A 17,518-nucleotide genomic window follows, 5' to 3' on the forward strand; every position below is an offset into this window, starting at 1 on the left:
GTCTGTCTTGAAGGGGGAGTGCAATGCGCCTCGATCGCCTGACCAGCAAATTCCAGATTGCCATTTCCGATGCCCAGTCTCTTGCACTGGGTCGTGACCACCAATTCATCGAACCCGTCCATCTGATGAGCGCCTTGCTCAATCAGGACGGCGGATCCATTCGTCCGCTGCTCACCTTGACCGGGCTCGACATCAATACCCTGCGCTCGCGCCTCGGCGAGGAGCTGGATCGCCTGCCCCGCGTCAGCGGGGTGGAAGGGGACGTACAGCTCTCCAACGGCCTCGGCCGCCTGCTCAACGTCTGCGACAAGCTGGCCCAGCAGCGCAAGGATCAGTTCATCTCGTCCGAGCTGTTCGTGCTGGCGGCCCTGGATGAAAAGGGGACGCTGGGCGAGCTGCTGCGTGCCCAGGGGCTGACCAAGGAAAAACTCGAGGCAGCCATCGACAAGGTCCGTGGCGGCAAGAAGGTGGAGGATGCCAACGCCGAGGAGAATCGCCAGGCGCTGGAGAAGTACACCATCGATCTCACCGAGCGGGCCGAACTCGGCAAGCTCGACCCGGTGATCGGCCGGGATGACGAGATTCGCCGCACCATCCAGGTGCTGCAACGCCGCACCAAGAACAACCCGGTGCTGATCGGCGCACCCGGCGTCGGCAAGACCGCCATCGTCGAGGGGTTGGCCCAGCGCATCATCAATGGCGAAGTGCCGGAAGGGCTCAAGAACAAGCGGGTGCTGTCGCTCGACATGGGGGCCCTGGTGGCCGGAGCCAAGTATCGCGGCGAGTTCGAGGAGCGGCTCAAGGCGGTTCTGAACGATCTGGCCAAGGAGGAGGGCAGCGTCATCCTCTTCGTGGACGAGCTGCACACCATGGTCGGTGCCGGCAAGGGCGAGGGTGCCATGGATGCGGGCAACATGCTCAAGCCCGCCCTGGCCCGCGGCGAGCTGCACTGCGTCGGGGCCACCACCCTCGATGAGTACAGGCAGTACGTGGAGAAGGATGCCGCGCTGGAGCGCCGTTTCCAGAAGGTGCTGGTGGAGGAGCCCTCGGTGGAGGACACCATCGCCATCCTGCGTGGCCTGAAGGAGCGCTACGAGCTGCACCACCATGTGCAGATCACCGACCCCGCCATCGTCGCGGCGGCCCAGCTCTCCCACCGCTACATCGCGGATCGCCAGCTGCCTGACAAGGCCATCGACCTTATCGACGAGGCGGCGGCCAGCATCCGGCTCCAGATCGACTCCAAGCCGGAATCCCTGGACCGGCTCGAGCGGCGCATCATCCAGCTCAAGCTGGAGCAGCAGGCGCTGATGAAGGAGGACGATGACGCCAGCCGCAAGCGCCTCGATCTGCTCAATCAGGAGTTGACGGAAAAAGAACGGGAATACAACGAGCTGGAAGAGGTGTGGAAGGCCGAGAAGGCTGCCCTCGCCGGTACTCAGCACATCAAGGCGGCGCTGGAGCAGGCCCGTCAGGATCTCGAGGTGGCGCGCCGCGCAGGGGACTTGGGCCGCATGTCCGAGTTGCAGTACGGCCGCATCCCTGAACTGGAGAAACAGCTGGATCTCGCCACCCAGGCCGAGATGCAGGAGACCAGCCTGCTGCGCAACCGGGTCACCGACGTGGAGATCGCTGACGTCCTGGCCCGCTGGACCGGCATTCCGGTGGCCCGCATGCTGGAAGGGGAACGGGAGAAGTTGCTGCGGATGGAGGATCAGCTGCACAGCCGGGTGATCGGCCAGGAAGAGGCGGTGGACGCCGTCTCCAACGCCATTCGCCGCTCTCGTGCCGGGCTGTCCGACCCGAACCGCCCCATCGGCTCCTTCCTCTTCCTCGGCCCCACCGGGGTGGGCAAGACCGAGCTGTGCAAGGCGCTGGCGGAGTTCCTGTTCGATACCCAGGACGCCATGGTGCGGATCGACATGTCCGAATTCATGGAGAAACACAGCGTGGCCCGTCTGGTGGGGGCGCCTCCGGGATACGTGGGTTACGAGGAAGGGGGCTATCTCACCGAGGCGGTGCGCCGTCGCCCCTACTCGGTGATCCTGCTGGACGAGGTGGAGAAGGCGCATCCCGATGTCTTCAACATCCTGTTGCAGGTGCTGGACGATGGCCGCCTGACCGACGGTCAGGGGCGTACCGTGGACTTCCGCAACACCGTAGTGATCATGACCTCCAACCTCGGGTCTGATCTCATCCAGGAGCACCACTCCGAGAAGGATTACGACGAGATGAAGGCCATGCTGATGGAGGTGCTGACCCGCAGCTTCCGGCCGGAGTTCATCAACCGGATCGACGAGACCGTGGTGTTCCACCCGCTCGGTGAGGAGCACATCAAGTCCATCGCCCGCATCCAGCTCAAGAGCCTGATGAGCCGTCTGGAGTCCCAGGGCTTCGAGGTGGAGGTGAGCGAGGAGCTGCTGACCAAGCTGGTCCACGCCGGTTTCGATCCCGTCTACGGGGCGCGTCCCCTCAAGCGGGCGATCCAGCAGAAGGTGGAGAACCCGCTGGCCCAGGCCCTGCTCAGCGGTCGGGTCATCCCGGGCAAGACACTGCGGCTGGGGGCCGACAGCAACGGCCTCACCATGACCCAGTAATGGGATTGTCGATGAAAAACGCAGGCCTCGTGCCTGCGTTTTGTTTTCAGGGTGATTGAGATGCTGACGTTTTCCGTTTTGGTGGATGATGATGTTCATCTACCCGGCTGCCTGCCTGAAAAGGGACTGTCGTTGCTGTTGGAGTGCGATGGACTCAAGGTGCTGTTCGACAGTGGTCGGGGCCGGGCGCTGCGGCACAATGCCGAGGTGATGGGGGTAGATCTTGGCTCTCTCACCCATGTGGTGCTGTCCCACGGTCATTACGACCATGTGGGAGGCATCGGCTCCCTGCCCGTCTATTCCGATCCTATTCCATTGATCGCTTGTCCGGATGTGTTCAATGAGCGGGGCTACTTCCTGCCGTTGCTGCCCCGACGCTACAACCTCTACCGCCTCTCGGGCGACCTGGATCCGCGACAACTGGCGACGAGAGGGCTGCTCCCTCACTGTTCAGCTGAGCCGGTCTGGCTGTCCGAGCGGCTGGTGTTCCTGGGAACCATACTGCGACGGGAGCAGGCCAAACCCTCCTTGCTTGGTTACATGGTGCGGGGCGGGCGGGTGGAGAAAGACCTCATCAGCGACGACTCGGCGCTGGCCTACAAGAGCGAGCAGGGGCTCATCGTCTTTATCGGCTGCGGTCACGCCGGGGTCGAGAACATCATCGAGTGGGCCAAGGAGGTGTGTGGCGACGAGCGGATCCACGCCGTCATCGGCGGCCTGCACCTGAAGTTTTCCGGCCCAGAGCGGGCGGTGGCGCTCGGAGCCTATCTGCAGGAAGAGGCGGTGGAGCGGTTGTTTGCCTGCCACTGCACCGGCAGCAGAAAGGCGGGGTTGCCGCGCCAGCACCAGATCGGGGCGGGTTTTGAGCACAGTTTTTCGGCGTAAAAAAACGGCAATCCGAAGATTGCCGGGAGGAATGTATTCGATGCGATCTGACGTGGGTTGGGCGGATCGCAGGGGCAAGCCCCAGGGTCGGCAGGCACAGTCAGCGACCATGCCCGCCTTACAGTCAGTCGGGATACGCTCTCCACCCCGGCTGACCAGCTTCGCTATCGCGTCTGTCCCGCGCCGTGTTGCCGCGATAGGAGGACAGAGGCAATCAAATCAATTCGTTACAGCATGCCTGGGATGGCAGCCTTCATTTCAGATGGCCAGACGCCGACCTGGACCTGACCGATGTGCTCTTTTTGCAGCAGCAGCATGGCCAGACGGGACTGGCCGATGCCGCCGCCGATGGTTTGCGGCATGCGTTCTGCCAGCAGATCCTGATGCCAGTCGTATTGCAGGCGATCCTCGTCCCCGGTGATGGCGAGCTGGCGGCGCAGGGCCTCTGCGTCCACCCGGATCCCCATGGAGGAGATCTCGAAGCTGTCTTCCAGCACCGGGTTCCACACCAGGATGTCACCGTTCAGACCCGCCAGCCCCAGCTCGCTCTCGCTGCTCCAGTCGTCGTAGTCCGGGGCTCGGACGTCGTGGCGTTCGCCGTGAGAGAGGGCGCCACCGATACCGATGAGGAAGACCGCTCCCAGCTCTTTGGCGATGGCGCGCTCGCGTCCCTTGGCATCGAGGTCCGGGTAGCGGGTCAGCAGCTCTTCACTGTGCAGGAACTGGATATCCGCCGGCAGGAAGGGGGTCAGCTCATGCTCGGCACAGACCGCGCGCTCGGTGGCCTTGATGGCGGCCCAGATGCCGCGCACCGTCTCCTGCAGATAGGCGAGATCCCGGCGGTCGCCCGGCATCACCTTCTCCCAGTCCCACTGGTCGACGTAGACGGAGTGAATGGGGCTGAGACGATCCTCGTCCGGACGCAGTGCCTTCATGTGGGTGTAGATGCCTTCACCCGGGCCGAAACCGAAGCGACCCAGAGTCTGGCGCTTCCACTTGGCCAGGGAGTGGACCACCTCATAGCTGTGCTCCGGCAGGGTTTTCACCTTGACCTGCACTGCATGCTCGCAGCCGGAGAGGTTGTCCTGGGTGCCGTCACCGACCCGGCTCAGAATGGGGGCTTGTACCTCCATCAGGCCGAGTTGCAGTGCGAGTTGGCGGGAGAACATCTCTTTGACGAAGCTGATCTGCTGTTGGCTGCGGATGTAGTGCTGTTTCATGCTGAATTACCTGTCGTGAATCCGTTGAATGCGGTGATTCTTCAACAGAATGCCAACTAAATTCAATATTCGATAATTGAAATAGGCTTTGTGTGTTTTTTTCTTCAAAATAAGCCATCAATTAATGATGAATCATTAAAAGGAGCGCAAAAAAGTGTCAGAAAATTATCGGATCGATAATCTCGATCAGGCCATCCTTACCGCCCTGATGGAGAATGCGCGCCTGCCTTACGCCGAACTGGCCAAACAACTGCTGGTGAGCCCGGGCACCATCCACGTGCGGGTAGAGAAGATGAAGCAGGCGGGCATCATCGAGGGAACGCGGGTGCAGGTGAACCCCAAGAAGCTGGGCTACGACGTCTGCTGCTTCATCGGGATCAACCTCAAGAGCGCCAAGGATTACCCGTCGGCCCTGGCCAAACTGCAGGCGCTGGACGAGGTGGTGGAGGCCTACTACACCACGGGCCACTACAGCATCTTCATGAAGGTGATGACCCGTTCCATCGACGAGTTGCAGACGGTACTGATCCACAAGATCCAGACCATCGACGAGATCCAGTCCACCGAGACGCTGATTTCGCTGCAAAACCCGATCCTGCGGGATGTGAAGCCTTGAGTCGGGTGGTCTGAGGGGGGCGTAGAGATCCCTATCCCGTGCGAGACCCTGTTCGCGCAGCAGAATGCGACCCTGCGGGAGATGACACCCTGAACGGTGGATCAGGGTTCGATATAGGGGATGCCGTATTTGTCGTAGAGGGCCTTGAGCCGGCCGTCCCGCTTCATGTGCAGCAGTTCGGCATCATAGGCGGCCATCAGGGCCGGGGTGTCGGCATCGGCCCGGGAACGGGTCCAGACATTGAAGTAGGGGCTGGTCTTGAGGGGCTTTGGCAGGTAGTCGAGTTTGCCTTCCAGTCCCTCCTCTCTTATCTGGGTGAAGGCGGTGACCAGGGACATGGGCACCACGTCGATGCGACCGGCGATGAGTTTGCGCAGTTGCAGCTGGTTGATGGGGATCTCCTGGAAGTGATAGCTCGGGTCTGTCATGGCTGCCGCGAGCTCGGGGGTATAGGAGAAATCCCGGGTGACACCGATGCGCCAGGGTTTGAGATCCGTCAGATGGTCATAATGGATCCGGCCTGCGGACTCCTTGCGTATGAAGAAGTGCCAGCTATGGAGCATATGGGCCTGTTTGGGGTAGAGCAGATAGGCCTCCCGCTCCGTTTTGTAGGAGTGGGTCAGCAGCAGGTCATAGAAGCCGCTTTCGGCATTGCGGGTGAGCCTGGCCCCCGAATCGATGAGCTCAATCCTGATGGGGGTATGGAGCGTGCCGAAGATGGCGGTGACGAGATCAACATCCAGCCCGCGAGGGTGTCCCTGTGCATCCAGCCACTTGAGAGGGGGCTCCAGGATGCCACCAATGACCAGCTCCCTGGCTGACAGCCAGCAGGGCAGCAGCAAGCAGAATACGAGCAAGCGTCGCACGTTACATCTCCTGAGCACTCGGGACGGGGTCGCATCCGGCAGGGACTGTGACCGGCACCTATCTAACTAGAGACGACCACGGATGGCAAACCCTGAAATGGGGAGGGGACAAACGAACGGTGCCGGTGGGAGGGGGGCGGCGCTGCCTCGACAGGCCGCCCCGTGGCAGAGTCGGGCGGGATGGACCAGCCACTCGCCGGCTGTGGGCGGGAGGGTGGTCGGCATGAAACGTGTGCGAGGTGGCCTGCCTCAGGTTGCCTGACACTGTTTCATCTGGGTGTTGAGGGCCTGCATCACCTGACGACGGCTGATGATGCCCGTTACCTTGCCTCCCTCCATTACCGGATAGACCTTGGGTCTGGCCCCGGCCATCTGGCGGGCGAGATCCACGATGTTGTCATCGGGAGAGACGAACAGCGGGGCCCGGCTCATCAGATCTTCGACCAGAGTACGGGTGTCGCAGTGATAGCTGCCCGTGAGCAGGGCGGGAATGCAATCCTGCTCGGAGAGAAATCCGACGAGGTGCTGATGGTCATCCAGTACCGGCAGGCCCCCCAGGTTTGCCCGATGGAGTCTGTCCAGCGCCTCGGCCAGACCGAGGCCGGGGTGCAGTGAGTGGGTCAATGGCTGCATATGATCGCGAATTTGTAGCATGATGGTGGCTCTATGGGGGTCGATGGGGCCACTATGCCCGGTGGCCGTGAAAGGGGGCCAATGGGTTTTGCCTCGGACATCGATAGGTCATGGCCGATGAATGGGCCCTCCGTGCGATCCTGCATGGATCGGGGAGGGCGACAACCACAAGGAGAAGGTATGCGTGCATTGGTAACGGGCTGTGGCCGTCGTCTGGGATTCTATCTGTGCGAGCAGCTGGTGGCCGCTGGCTGGCAGGTGACGGGCAGCTATCGCAGCGAACGGCCCGAGCTGGATCGTCTGCGAGACGTGGGCGTCGAGCTGGTACAGGCGGACTTCACCCGGGAAGAGGAGGTGGGCGCCGTGGTGACGGCGCTGGCGGCCCATGAGGATCTTGCCCTGATCATCCACAATGCCTCCGCCTTCGAGCCCCAGGCGGCGGATCCTGCGGTGCAGCTGGCCCAGTTCGATCAGTTCTACCGGGTACACATGGCGGCTCCCTTCCAGCTCAACCGGGCGCTGGCCCCCGCCCTTGCTCGCCAGCCCAACGGGGGCATCATCCACATCACCGATATCTACATCCATGCCCCGGCGCCCCAGTTTGCCGCCTACGTGGCCACCAAGGCGGGAGCCCATTCCCTGGCAATGAGCTTTGCCCGCGAACTGGCACCGGCCGTGCGGGTCAACACCATAGAGCCTGGCCCCATCCTGTTTCTCGACGAGCACGGGGATGACTGGCGCCAGCAGGTGCTGGCGAAGACGCCGCTGGCGCGGGAAGGGGGTCTGGAGCCCATCTGGCAGGCGGTACAGATGCTGATGAAGAACGACTACATGACCGGGGCCAGCATCCGGGTGGACGGGGGGCGCGCCCTCGCCGTCATCTAGGGCAAGGCGGGCCGCCATGACATGAGGCGCCTTTGGGCGCCTCATGTGTGTGAACGGCTCAAGGGTGCCGGATGGCGGCGTGCCGGGAAGGGGGGCCGGGGTGGCCGCTGCCGGGAAGCAGGGCCTCGTCTTGCTGGCAGAGATGGATGGGGGCCTGGCCGATACGCTGCTTCGCAAACACCTTGCTGCCCGGCAGGCCGAGGGTCACCTTGCCGGAGTCCACACTGCCGCCCTGATACATCTCCGCCAGCAGATCCCCCAGGTAGGCATCCACCCCGGCCTCGGCGAAGTCATCTCGTTCGCCGCAGGCCAGTATGTCGATGTCCAGTGGCCTGTCCGCCACCTTGCACAGGGGGTTGCTGCGATCCCGGCCATGGGCCAGCTCCATGGTGACAAATTCGGCCTTGAGCTGGGCGGGGGAGAGGTCGCTCTGGACGACGAACAGGCAGTTGAGGAAGTCGTGGCGCGAATGCATGCCCACGGGCTTGGTCTGGATGACGGAACTCAGGTGAAGGCGACCAAAGCGGGCCAGCAATTCGGCGACGGCCTGACTGACGTGCAGGGCGGGGTCGAGATTGGATCCAATGCTACAGAGATAAAACATGCTTTCCATTCCTTGGGTTGGGCTCGTCTGAAATATATACGCAGCTCACGGTTATGGGATTCACTATGAATTAACATGTCGTTATCTGTTGTGATCCAACGCTGATTGGCAGAAAGGAGGTTTGCATGAGCGTAGAAATGAAATGGGCACTGTTGGCCGCGTCAGGGGCCCTTGCCATGATCATTGTCATCCGTGTGGCGTCCGTCGGCCTGGCGTGAATCCGGCCTCGGTGAGCAATCAAACCGGCTTTATGGCCGGTTTTGCTTTTTGGGGCAGTGCGGATATGCTGGCTCCCCCATGACGAATCGAGACCGCAGAAGATGACCAAGGTTCGGCCCCGCTCCCTGCTCCAGGTAGTACTGATGGGCTTCGTGCTGGTGCTGATGCCCCTGGGGGGCATGATCTGGCACGACAGTCAGGCTCTCTCCCACCTGGGCCAGCTCACCAGCGACGAGATGGAACGTGCGGTGCGGGACACTCGCCGGGCGACGCTGCTCTCCACTCAGGCCATCGATCTCGAGCGCACCCTGCGCCGCTATGCGGTCCTGGGTGATGACCGCATCCTGGCCAGCTATCGGCAGCAGCTGGTGCGCTACCGGGAACTGCTCGCGACCCATCAGGACTCCATTCCGGATGCCGAGGTCTACGGAGATCTCGAGGCGGCGCTGGTCTGGCTCGACGGCCTGCAGGATCTGCGCAAGGCCAGGCAGGAGGCGACCAGCCCCCGTTTCACCGATTTCAACGAACTGAACCAGCAACTGGAGGTGGTCACCCGCAGCCAGGTGGATGATCACGTGACCCGCATGCGGGGCGCCATCGTGGAGCTGAAACAGCAGATCTGGTGGGTCAGCGGCTTCGTGGCCGGGCTCAGCCTGCTGCTGGTGTTGCTCTTTACCTACCTCATCATCCACCCGGTACGTCAGATTGAGTCGCGGATCCTGAGTTTGGGCGCAGGCGTCGAGCCGGATCAGCGCCCGGTGGATGGCCCGGCCGAACTGGTGCTGCTGGGGGAGCGGATCAGCTGGCTGCACGACAAGCTCAAGGAGTTGGAACAGCAGAAATACCAGTTCCTGCGCCACGTATCCCACGAGCTGAAAACCCCCCTTGCCGTGCTGCGGGAGGGGGCTGATCTGCTCTCGGAGCAGCTGGTGGGGCCCCTCAACGGGGATCAGCAGGAGATCTGCCAGATGCTGGAGGAGAACAGCCGCCGTCTGCAGACCCTGATCGAGCGGCTGCTCGACTTCAATCGCCTCAGCCAGCAGGAGGTGTTCACCCTGTCCGAGGTGCCCCTGGCGCCCTTGTTGTCAGACTTGTCCGAAGAGTACCGGCTCGCGCTGGAATCCAAGCAAATCAGTGTACACTTGCCGCCCGAGCCCATCAGCCTGCGGGCAGAGCCCTACCGCCTGCGACTCATCCTCGACAATCTCTTTTCCAACGCGGTCAGCTATGGCGCCAGGGGCGGACAGATCTGGATCCGCGCCGGGGCGGGGGCGGGCGGCGGCTGGCTGGAGGTGGCCAACGAAGGGCCTGTCATCCCGCCAGACGAGCGGGAGCGCATCTTCGAGCCCTTCGAACAGGGCAGCATAGTGCGTCAGGGATTGCTGAAAGGCTCCGGCATGGGCCTCTCCATTGCCCGGGAGTCTGCCATGAGCCTGGGCGGCGAGCTCAGGCTGATCGAGGATGCCCAGGCGGATGTCTGTTTCCGGCTGGATTTGAACGTGCGCCCGAGCTGACGGGCGTGGCGGCGACCCCGCAGGTGCGGGTGGCGCCTTGACACCGAATATTGAGAGGAGCGGGCAGGTGCCTGTTCCCCACCAGGATCTGAAGTGACATTCAAGATGAAACGATTTGTGATTCCCGTATTGATGATAGGCCTGCTCGCTGGCTGTTCCCTGCTGCCTTCTACCAGCCTCACCGAGCCTTCCCAGGAGGCGATCGCCAGGCGGATGGAGTTTGCCAACAAGGAGATGCAGGTGCGCCTGCAATACTCGGACTGGCTGCTGGCCAGCCATCCCCAGCAGCGGATGCAGGAGCGCCAGCGACTGGCCGGCGCCACCGACCTCGAGAGCCGGGTCAGCCTGGCCATGGTCAACACCCACCCGTCCGAATCGGTGGCCAGCCGCCGGGCCGGGCTGGATCAGCTGAAAGCTCTGTTGCCGGAGCTCGGTCTCGATGCCCAGGCCTTCCTGCGCAGCTGGATCGCCCTCGGGGAGGAGCTGCTGGTGCGAGACAGCCGCCGCGACGATCAGAGTCAGGAGGTGAAGCGTCTGCGCCAGCAGATAGAGCAGCTCTCCGCCATCGACGAGCAGCTCAACCAGCGTAAGCTCAATGGGGGAGGTCAGCCATGACAGCTTCGGACAGCGCCGCAATGACCGCGTTTTTCGCCAAGAGGGGGTGAGAGCATGAGCCGTATTCTGCTGGTGGACGATGATGCCAGCCTGCTCAAGCTGATGAGCATGCGCCTGCGCAGCCAGGGTTACGAGGTGGATACCGCCGACAGCGCCGAAGGAGCGCTGGACAGGCTGCGCCAGCAACGGGCCGACCTGGTGCTGAGCGATCTGCGCATGGGGGGCATGGACGGGCTGGCGCTGTTCGAGCGGATCCAGTCCCAGTGGCTCGGCATGCCGGTGATCATCATGACCGCCCACGGCACCATTCCCGACGCCATCCAGGCGACCCGCTCCGGGGTGTTCAGCTTCCTCACCAAGCCCATCGACAAGGACGAGCTGCTGGTCACCATAGAACATGCTCTCAGCCTGACCCGTCCGAAGCAGCAGCAGGAGTGGCAGTCCCTCATCCAGACCCGCAACCCGCAGATGGAGCAGTTGCTGATCCAGGCGAGCAGCATCGCCACCATGGACGTGCCCGTGCTGATCCTGGGCCCCTCCGGCGCCGGCAAGGGGGTGATGACCCAGGCGCTGCACCAGGCCAGCCACCGCCGCGACAAGCCGCTGCATACCATCAACTGTGCGGCTCTGCCCTGGCCCGCGCTGGACTTGCAGCTGTTTGGCGAGGATGGCCAGTCCGGCCTGTTTGCCGAGGCCAAAGGCGGCACCCTCTTCCTCGACGAGATAGGGGATCTGTCGGAGTCACTCCAGGCCAAGTTGCTCCAGGTGCTGGCGGAGTATGGTCAGGGTACCCCCGAGGTGCGGGTCATCAGCTCCAGCCATCAGGATCTGGTGACCGCCATGGAAGAGGGGCGTTTTCGCGAGGATCTCTTCTACCGCCTCAACGTGGCCAACATCACCCTGCCGCCGCTGAGCGCCCGCAGCGAGGACATCCCCCTGCTGGCCCGTCAGGCGCTGGACGATTACCGCAACCGTCACCCCGATTGCGCCGCCCTCGGCTTCTCGCCGGAGGCGCTGGCCCTGCTGGCCGCCGCGGCCTGGCCGGGCAACGTGCGCCAGCTCTGCGGGGTGGTGGAGCAGCTCGCCAGCCTCTGCTGCAGCCCGGTGATAGGCGCGGCCATGGTGGAGTCGGCCCTGAGTGGCGGCGGTGGCGGTATTCCCTCGTTCAACGAGGCGCGGGCCGAGTTCGAGAAGGAGTATCTGATCCGGCTGCTGCGCACCACGGAGGGGAACGTGACCCTGGCGGCCAACATGGCGGGGAGAAACCGCACCGACTTCTACAAGCTGCTGAATCGGCACGGCATCGAGGCGGCAAATTTCAAGTCGAAGGGATAAATGACAGAGGGGCGGCCCGTCGATGACGGGCCGCCCCTCTGGTTTCCGACCGAATCGGTTACCTTGCCAGGCTCAGGCTCAGGCTCAGGCTCAGGCTTATGCCGGGTCGCTGACGCCGCCGGTGGAGAGGGTCTTCTGGGAGAGCCAGAGGCCGCTCGCCTTCATCAGATAGCCAAACAGGGCGCCGATGATGAGGGAGGGCAGAATGAGCCGCCACTCGCCTGCGGCGCCGAAGGTGGCACAGCAACCTGCGAAGGTGCCGGGAATGTAGGCGAGCCACTGCTGCCTGGCCTGCACGCACATCAGGGTGGCCACCACCCCTGTCATCAGATAGCCCGCCATGCCGGCCCCCCACCAGGTCTCCCCGTGGATCAGCAGGAGTGCCCACAGCATGCCGGTGGTGTTGCACAACAGGGTCTGCAACAGCGCCTTGTAACCGCCACTCGAGGCGAAGTAGCTGGTGCAGCCGAGGAAGCCGACCCAGGAGATGAGACCGAGTGCGGCGGCCAGTCCACCCCAGACGGCGGAGAGGATCCCGGTCGTGATGGCGATGGCGAACAGTGGGCTCATGGCGTGACTCTCAGTGGTTGAATCCGGAAAAGGAGGCAGCCTACTCCGCGGTAGAGCGGCAGCAAGCGGGGGCCGGATTGTGTGTGATCCCGGTCACTCTTTGCAACTCTGGAATACGCTTGCGCTCGCGAAAAAAATTCATTGGAGGCGCCGCAGACCTTGTTCCATAGTTAGAAGCCCTGTCCTGCTCATGGAGTGAGTCTGATGGTGCCAAACGTGATCGTTCCTCTGCTGGTGTTCGTAGTGCTCTTCCTGGCCGGTACCATGGCCAAGGCACTGCCCCTTTACCAACTCATGTAATTCTGTGTGAAATAAAACTCGGCCGGGGCGGGTCTTATGGTTGTCAACCTCATCGTCCCGGGAGTTTTTTCATGTTGATCAAGCGCCGTACTTCTCATCACCCCACCGAACAGGATGTCACGCCGGAAACCGTCTATCAGGATCGTCGCCGCATCCTGAAAGGGCTGGGCCTGGGCGTCGGTGCCGCCACCCTGGCGTTTCCGGTGAAGGCCAGCCTGCTGGATCTCTTCGCACCGGACAAGCCGGCCCCCGTGGCCCCCACCAGACCCCTCGACATCCGTGCCGCGACCCGGCCAGAGGGATTGATCCTCACCCCGGAGGAGAAGGCCACCACCCACAACAATTTCTACGAGCTGGGGACCGACAAGGGGGATCCGGCCCGCAACGGCCATTACCTCAGGCCCGAGCCCTGGACCCTGAAGGTGGAAGGGGAGGTGGCCAAACCCTTCACCCTGGATGTGTGGGATCTCATCAACAAGAGCACCCTGGAGGAGCGCATCTATCGGCTGCGCTGCGTGGAGGCCTGGTCCATGGTGTTGCCCTGGAGCGGCATTGCGCTGGCGGATCTGATCCGCCGTGCCGAGCCCACCAGTCGCGCCAAGTTCGTGGCCTTCGAGACCCTCTATGATCCCGAGCAACTGCCGGGGCAGGCCTCCCGTGCTCTGGGGGGCGGCATCGATTATCCCTATGTGGAGGGCTTGCGCCTCGACGAGGCCATGCACCCCCTCTCCTTCCTCGCCATGGGGCTCTATGGCAAAACCCTGCCCGCCCAGAACGGGGCTCCCATCCGGCTGGTGGTGCCCTGGAAGTACGGCTTCAAGAGCATCAAGAGCATCGTATCCATCCGCCTGGTGGAGGAGATGCCCCCCACCACCTGGAACCTGCTGGCCCCCAACGAATATGGCTTCTACGCCAACGTCAACCCGAACGTGGATCACCCGCGCTGGAGCCAGGCGAGCGAGCGTTTCATCGGCGAGGGGGGCATCTTCGGTGCCAAGCGCCAGCCGACCCTGATGTTCAATGGCTACGGCGACGAGGTGGCGTCCCTCTATCAGGGGATGGATCTGCGTAGATGGTATTGAGACTGACGCGCTGTCCGAATGATCTCTTGCCCCCTTTTCCCCTGGTGGGCGAGGGGATGAGAAGCGGGAAAAACATGACGGGAACTGCAATATGACGCCGAGACTGAAAACAGCCCATATCAACGGCTTGCGGGCGCTGGTGCACCTTGGTTCGCTCGGCTTTCTGCTCTGGCTGGGCTATGCCGTGCCAGCCGGGCTGCTGGGGGGGGATCCGGTCCAGGGGCTGACCCATTACCTTGGCAAGGGGGCCCTTCACCTGCTGTTGCTGACCCTGCTGGTGTCGCCGCTCGCCAAGCGCTGGCGCCAGGGGCAGCTCATCAAGTTGCGCCGCCCCCTCGGGCTCTGGTGCGCCGCTTGGGCGTCCCTGCACTTCATGGTCTGGCTGGGGCTGGATCTGCAGTTCGACTGGGGGCTGATTGGCGGCGAGCTGGTGAAGCGCAGCTACATAGTGGTGGGCATGGTGGCGCTGCTGCTGTTGCTGGCGCTCGGCATCACCTCGATCCCGGCCCTGTTGCGGCGCATGGGGCCTGCCTGGCAGAAGCTGCACAACTGGATCTACGGGGTGGCTCTGCTGGTGCCGGTACACTACTGGTGGTCGGTCAAGAGCGGGTGGCAGGAGCCCCTCATCTATCTGGTGCTTGCCTGCGCCTTGCTGTGGCCCCGTCGGGAAAAGCTGCTGCGCCCCTGGCGCAGGCGAGCGCAAGTGGCCGGGAGGGAGGCGGCGCAACAGTCGTCACGCCCATAGCAAAAGAGGCCTATTCGGCCTCTTTTTTGGTGATCTCGCCGGTGTTGGCATCGACCTGCAACTGGACGCGCTGATCGTCGGCATCCAGGGTATCGACCTCGAATTTCTCCCCTTCCAGCTCCACTTCCCGAATGTCGTGATACCCTTGTGCCAGCAACAACTTGACTAGTCCGGCCATGTCGAGACGTGTCTGCGCCGCCCAGCCAAAGGTGGAAAAGAGGCACAAGATCAGCAGGATACTGCGTGGGATCATATTCATTCCGGATTCATGGCTGGCACACTATAAACGGCATTATGTTAGGTTTTGAGAGATGAATCACCCATGAATAGCGCGCTGCCCCTGCTTGGATTGCTGCTGCCGATGCTGGTTCAGGCGGCCCAGCCGAACGAGGCCTTGCTGCAACAGGCGGTCAGCGAGGGGCGGGTCCGCCCTTTTCATGAGTTGATGGAGGTGGCCTCCCGCCTGCCGGTGCGCGTGCTGCGCGTCGATCTGGGTGAGGAGGATGGCGTCTGGCTCTATGAGCTCAGGCTCATCGACGAGGAGAACAGCGTCATCAAGGTGGGCTATCGGGCTGACAACCTGGAGATGGTGTGGCTCAAGGGCCACCATCTGGAGCGCCTGTTCGCTCCGCGCCCGCCCCCGGAAGAGGAGTAACGGCGTGAGTCCGCGAACCTACCGCCGTCCGGTTCGTCCCCCCAACCGTTGCCGGTGCCGGCACAACCCTGTTTTGGATACCCATGTATGCGCATTCTGATAGTTGAAGATGAAAAGATCCTCGCGGGCCAGCTGGCGGAACAGCTGCGTCTGTCCGGTTTCGTCACCGATCTCTGCCACGATGGCAACGAGGCGGGCTTTCTCGGCGAGACCGAACCCTATGACGCCATCATCCTGGATCTCGGCCTGCCCGGTCGCGACGGCCTGAGCGTACTGAAGGAGTGGCGCAGCAAGGGGATGGACACCCCGGTGCTGGTGCTGACCGCCCGTGGCCAGTTGCACGAGAAGATTGAAGGGCTCAACGCCGGGGCGGATGACTACCTCACCAAGCCCTTCCAGGTGGCGGAGCTGGTGGCCAGGGTGCAGGCGCTGGTGCGCCGGGCGGCGGGGAACGCCAGCTCCATCCTCGAGATCGGTGGCGTGCGTCTCGACATGGCGGCGTCCCAGGTATGGTACGAAGGGACCCCCATCAAGCTCACCGCCCACGAGTTCCGGGTGCTGGGCTACCTGATGCAGCACAGGGGCAAGGTGGTGTCCCGCAGCGAGCTGATCGACCACATCTATGCCCAGGATTTCGATCGCGACTCCAACACCGTGGAGGTGTTCATCGGCCGCATTCGCAAGAAGACCCACGCCGATCTCATCGAGACGGTGCGCGGCCTCGGCTACCGGATCAACGAATGACACCCTCGCAACCGATGGCGGGGTGGGTTGAATGAGGCTGGTACGCACCCTGCGAGGTCGGCTGGTGGTGATCGCCATGGTCTGGTGCGGTCTCTTCCTGTTCGCCACCGGCTTCAGCCTGCAGACCATGATGCGCAACTACTGGCAGGAGGCGGAGGCCGATGGCCTGCGCCTGCAGCTCTACGATCTGCTCTCCCGCCTCGAGATCCAGCCGGACGGCATGCCGGTGGTCACCGAGCCCATGGCCGACCCCCGTTATCGCCAGCCCTACTCCGGCTACTACTGGCAGCTGGAGCTGGGGGAGACGGTGGTCAGCCGCTCCCGCTCCCTGTGGGATGCCCATCTGAGCGCCCACGGCCTGAAGTCGGCCTTCGGCGATCCGGATCTCTTCGTCGGCAAGGGGCCCAACAAGGAGCCCCTGCTCATCATGACCCGTACCGTGCTGCTGCCGGGGTCTGATCGGGTCTTCACCCTGGTGATGGCCAAGGACAGCAGCGCCCTGACCCAGACCCTGAAGAAGACCCGTATCAGCCTCTTCCTCGGCCTCGGCTTCGCCGCCACCGGCCTGGTGCTCGGCTTCATGTTCCAGATCCTCTACGGCCTGCGCCCGCTGCACCTGCTGCGTCGCGAGCTGAGCCGCGTCCATCAGGGTCATCAGGAGGGATTCCGGCTGCGTTACCCCCTGGAGATCCAGCCGCTGGTGGAGGACATCAACCGCCTGCTGCACCACTATGGCGAGCTGCTGCAACGAGCCCGTTCCCACACCGGCAACCTGGCCCACGCCCTCAAGACGCCGCTCAGCATCATGCGCAACCAGGTGATCCAGTTGCCGCCGGAGGATCAGGCCGCCCTCGGCGAGCAGCTCGACCAGATCCAGCGCCACATCGACTACCACCTCGGCAAGGCGCGGGTGACCGGCGCCGCCAAGATCCTCGGGGTGTCGACCCCGGTGCGGGCCCGGGTGGAGTACATCTGCCGCGCCTTCTCCCGCCTCTATCCCGGCAAGATGGTGGACTTGCAGGTGCCGGTCAATCTGGCGGTCGGGGTGGAGGAGCAGGACTTCGACGAGATGGTGGGCAACCTGCTGGAGAACGCCTTCAAGTGGTCCGCCAGCGAGCTGCGCATCTCCAGCGCCGAGCTGGGGGGCTGGATCACCCTGCGCATCGAGGACGACGGTCCCGGCATGAGCGAGGATCAGATCGCCAAGGCGGTGCTGCGGGGGGTGCGCCTCGACGAGAAGGTGCCGGGTTCCGGGCTCGGTCTCAACATCGTCTCGGATCTCGCGGAAGCCTATCGCGGCAGCCTCATCATGGGGCGGGCCGAGCTGGGGGGGCTCGCCGCTTCCCTCTCCCTGCCCAAGGTGGCCAGGGTCGAGTGATGGGGCTCCCCGTCGGGGGCCCCTTTTGTGCCGCCGTGCTGGCAAGGGTGCGGCA

At 63.4% G+C, this 17,518-nt stretch carries 19 protein-coding genes; 13 read left to right on the plus strand and 6 right to left on the minus strand.

What is annotated here, in order from left to right; translation table 11 throughout:
• Positions 1–23 precede the first annotated feature (23 nt).
• Both clpB and J9889_RS20075 read left to right on the plus strand, forming a co-directional pair.
• Positions 24–2,597 (plus strand): ATP-dependent chaperone ClpB, encoded by a 2,574-nt coding sequence (clpB, locus tag J9889_RS20070; protein ID WP_039039623.1) that lies wholly within the window; start codon positions 24–26, stop codon positions 2,595–2,597.
• 60 nt (positions 2,598–2,657) lie between these two features.
• A complete protein-coding gene (locus J9889_RS20075) occupies positions 2,658–3,482 on the plus strand; it encodes an MBL fold metallo-hydrolase (protein WP_210557853.1) in 825 nt (274 codons plus the stop codon).
• A 227-nt stretch (positions 3,483–3,709) separates the two neighbouring features.
• Here J9889_RS20075 and asnA read toward each other — a convergent pair whose 3' ends face one another.
• Positions 3,710–4,702, minus strand: a complete 993-nt coding sequence (asnA, locus tag J9889_RS20080) for an aspartate--ammonia ligase (RefSeq protein WP_210557855.1) — start codon at positions 4,700–4,702, stop codon at positions 3,710–3,712.
• Positions 4,703–4,856: 154 nt separating this feature from the next.
• Here asnA and asnC point away from each other — a divergent pair, with 154 nt between their 5' ends.
• Positions 4,857–5,318: a transcriptional regulator AsnC gene (gene asnC / locus J9889_RS20085; protein WP_010675986.1), complete on the plus strand. Its 462-nt coding sequence runs from the start codon at positions 4,857–4,859 to the stop codon at positions 5,316–5,318.
• A 101-nt stretch (positions 5,319–5,419) separates the two neighbouring features.
• Here asnC and J9889_RS20090 read toward each other — a convergent pair whose 3' ends face one another.
• On the minus strand, positions 5,420–6,184 hold the full coding sequence (locus J9889_RS20090) for a transporter substrate-binding domain-containing protein (protein ID WP_210557860.1): 765 nt from the start codon (positions 6,182–6,184) through the stop codon (positions 5,420–5,422).
• A 249-nt stretch (positions 6,185–6,433) separates the two neighbouring features.
• Complete coding sequence (locus tag J9889_RS20095) at positions 6,434–6,838, minus strand: CBS domain-containing protein (protein WP_039039619.1); 405 nt, start codon at positions 6,836–6,838, stop codon at positions 6,434–6,436.
• Between the two features lie 159 nt (positions 6,839–6,997).
• Here J9889_RS20095 and J9889_RS20100 point away from each other — a divergent pair, with 159 nt between their 5' ends.
• A complete protein-coding gene (locus J9889_RS20100) occupies positions 6,998–7,702 on the plus strand; it encodes an SDR family oxidoreductase (protein WP_039039618.1) in 705 nt (234 codons plus the stop codon).
• Positions 7,703–7,760: 58 nt separating this feature from the next.
• Here J9889_RS20100 and folK read toward each other — a convergent pair whose 3' ends face one another.
• Positions 7,761–8,306, minus strand: coding sequence for a 2-amino-4-hydroxy-6-hydroxymethyldihydropteridine diphosphokinase (gene folK / locus J9889_RS20105; protein WP_210557862.1), 546 nt, complete (start codon positions 8,304–8,306; stop codon positions 7,761–7,763).
• Between the two features lie 125 nt (positions 8,307–8,431).
• Here folK and J9889_RS20110 point away from each other — a divergent pair, with 125 nt between their 5' ends.
• From J9889_RS20110 to J9889_RS20125, 4 genes are all read left to right on the plus strand, one after another.
• Positions 8,432–8,524: a YnhF family membrane protein gene (locus J9889_RS20110; RefSeq protein ID WP_210557864.1), complete on the plus strand. Its 93-nt coding sequence runs from the start codon at positions 8,432–8,434 to the stop codon at positions 8,522–8,524.
• A 102-nt stretch (positions 8,525–8,626) separates the two neighbouring features.
• Complete coding sequence (locus J9889_RS20115; protein ID WP_039039616.1) at positions 8,627–10,039, plus strand: ATP-binding protein; 1,413 nt, start codon at positions 8,627–8,629, stop codon at positions 10,037–10,039.
• Between the two features lie 105 nt (positions 10,040–10,144).
• Positions 10,145–10,654 carry a hypothetical protein gene (locus tag J9889_RS20120; protein WP_039039694.1) on the plus strand — a complete coding sequence of 170 codons (510 nt, stop codon included), beginning with the start codon at positions 10,145–10,147 and terminating at the stop codon, positions 10,652–10,654.
• A 54-nt stretch (positions 10,655–10,708) separates the two neighbouring features.
• The gene (locus J9889_RS20125) at positions 10,709–11,989 is read left to right on the plus strand and encodes a sigma 54-interacting transcriptional regulator (RefSeq protein WP_010675978.1); all 1,281 of its coding nucleotides are present in this window, start codon (positions 10,709–10,711) and stop codon (positions 11,987–11,989) included.
• Positions 11,990–12,085: 96 nt separating this feature from the next.
• On the opposite strand, the gene J9889_RS20130 is transcribed toward J9889_RS20125, so the two are convergent.
• Positions 12,086–12,559, minus strand: coding sequence for a DUF1097 domain-containing protein (locus J9889_RS20130; protein WP_042014355.1), 474 nt, complete (start codon positions 12,557–12,559; stop codon positions 12,086–12,088).
• A 371-nt stretch (positions 12,560–12,930) separates the two neighbouring features.
• Here J9889_RS20130 and msrP point away from each other — a divergent pair, with 371 nt between their 5' ends.
• Both msrP and J9889_RS20140 read left to right on the plus strand, forming a co-directional pair.
• Positions 12,931–13,941, plus strand: a complete 1,011-nt coding sequence (msrP, locus tag J9889_RS20135) for a protein-methionine-sulfoxide reductase catalytic subunit MsrP (RefSeq protein ID WP_210557866.1) — start codon at positions 12,931–12,933, stop codon at positions 13,939–13,941.
• Positions 13,942–14,032: 91 nt separating this feature from the next.
• Complete coding sequence (locus J9889_RS20140) at positions 14,033–14,686, plus strand: protein-methionine-sulfoxide reductase heme-binding subunit MsrQ (protein WP_109112416.1); 654 nt, start codon at positions 14,033–14,035, stop codon at positions 14,684–14,686.
• Between the two features lie 10 nt (positions 14,687–14,696).
• Here J9889_RS20140 and J9889_RS20145 read toward each other — a convergent pair whose 3' ends face one another.
• The gene (locus J9889_RS20145; RefSeq protein WP_039039611.1) at positions 14,697–14,945 is read right to left on the minus strand and encodes a PepSY domain-containing protein; all 249 of its coding nucleotides are present in this window, start codon (positions 14,943–14,945) and stop codon (positions 14,697–14,699) included.
• 63 nt (positions 14,946–15,008) lie between these two features.
• Between J9889_RS20145 and J9889_RS20150 the strand changes: the two genes are divergently transcribed.
• The 3 genes from J9889_RS20150 to J9889_RS20160 all read left to right on the plus strand — a co-directional run bounded on the left by J9889_RS20150 (position 15,009) and on the right by J9889_RS20160 (position 17,463).
• On the plus strand, positions 15,009–15,341 hold the full coding sequence (locus J9889_RS20150) for a hypothetical protein (protein ID WP_010675972.1): 333 nt from the start codon (positions 15,009–15,011) through the stop codon (positions 15,339–15,341).
• Positions 15,342–15,428: 87 nt separating this feature from the next.
• Positions 15,429–16,085, plus strand: coding sequence for a response regulator transcription factor (locus tag J9889_RS20155; RefSeq protein ID WP_005332666.1), 657 nt, complete (start codon positions 15,429–15,431; stop codon positions 16,083–16,085).
• A 31-nt stretch (positions 16,086–16,116) separates the two neighbouring features.
• On the plus strand, positions 16,117–17,463 hold the full coding sequence (locus J9889_RS20160; protein ID WP_210557873.1) for a sensor histidine kinase: 1,347 nt from the start codon (positions 16,117–16,119) through the stop codon (positions 17,461–17,463).
• The last annotated feature ends 55 nt before the right edge of the window (positions 17,464–17,518 follow it).

The organism is Aeromonas sp. PrichA-15 (assembly GCF_017939245.1).
Classification (GTDB): Bacteria; Pseudomonadota; Gammaproteobacteria; order Enterobacterales; family Aeromonadaceae; genus Aeromonas; species Aeromonas caviae.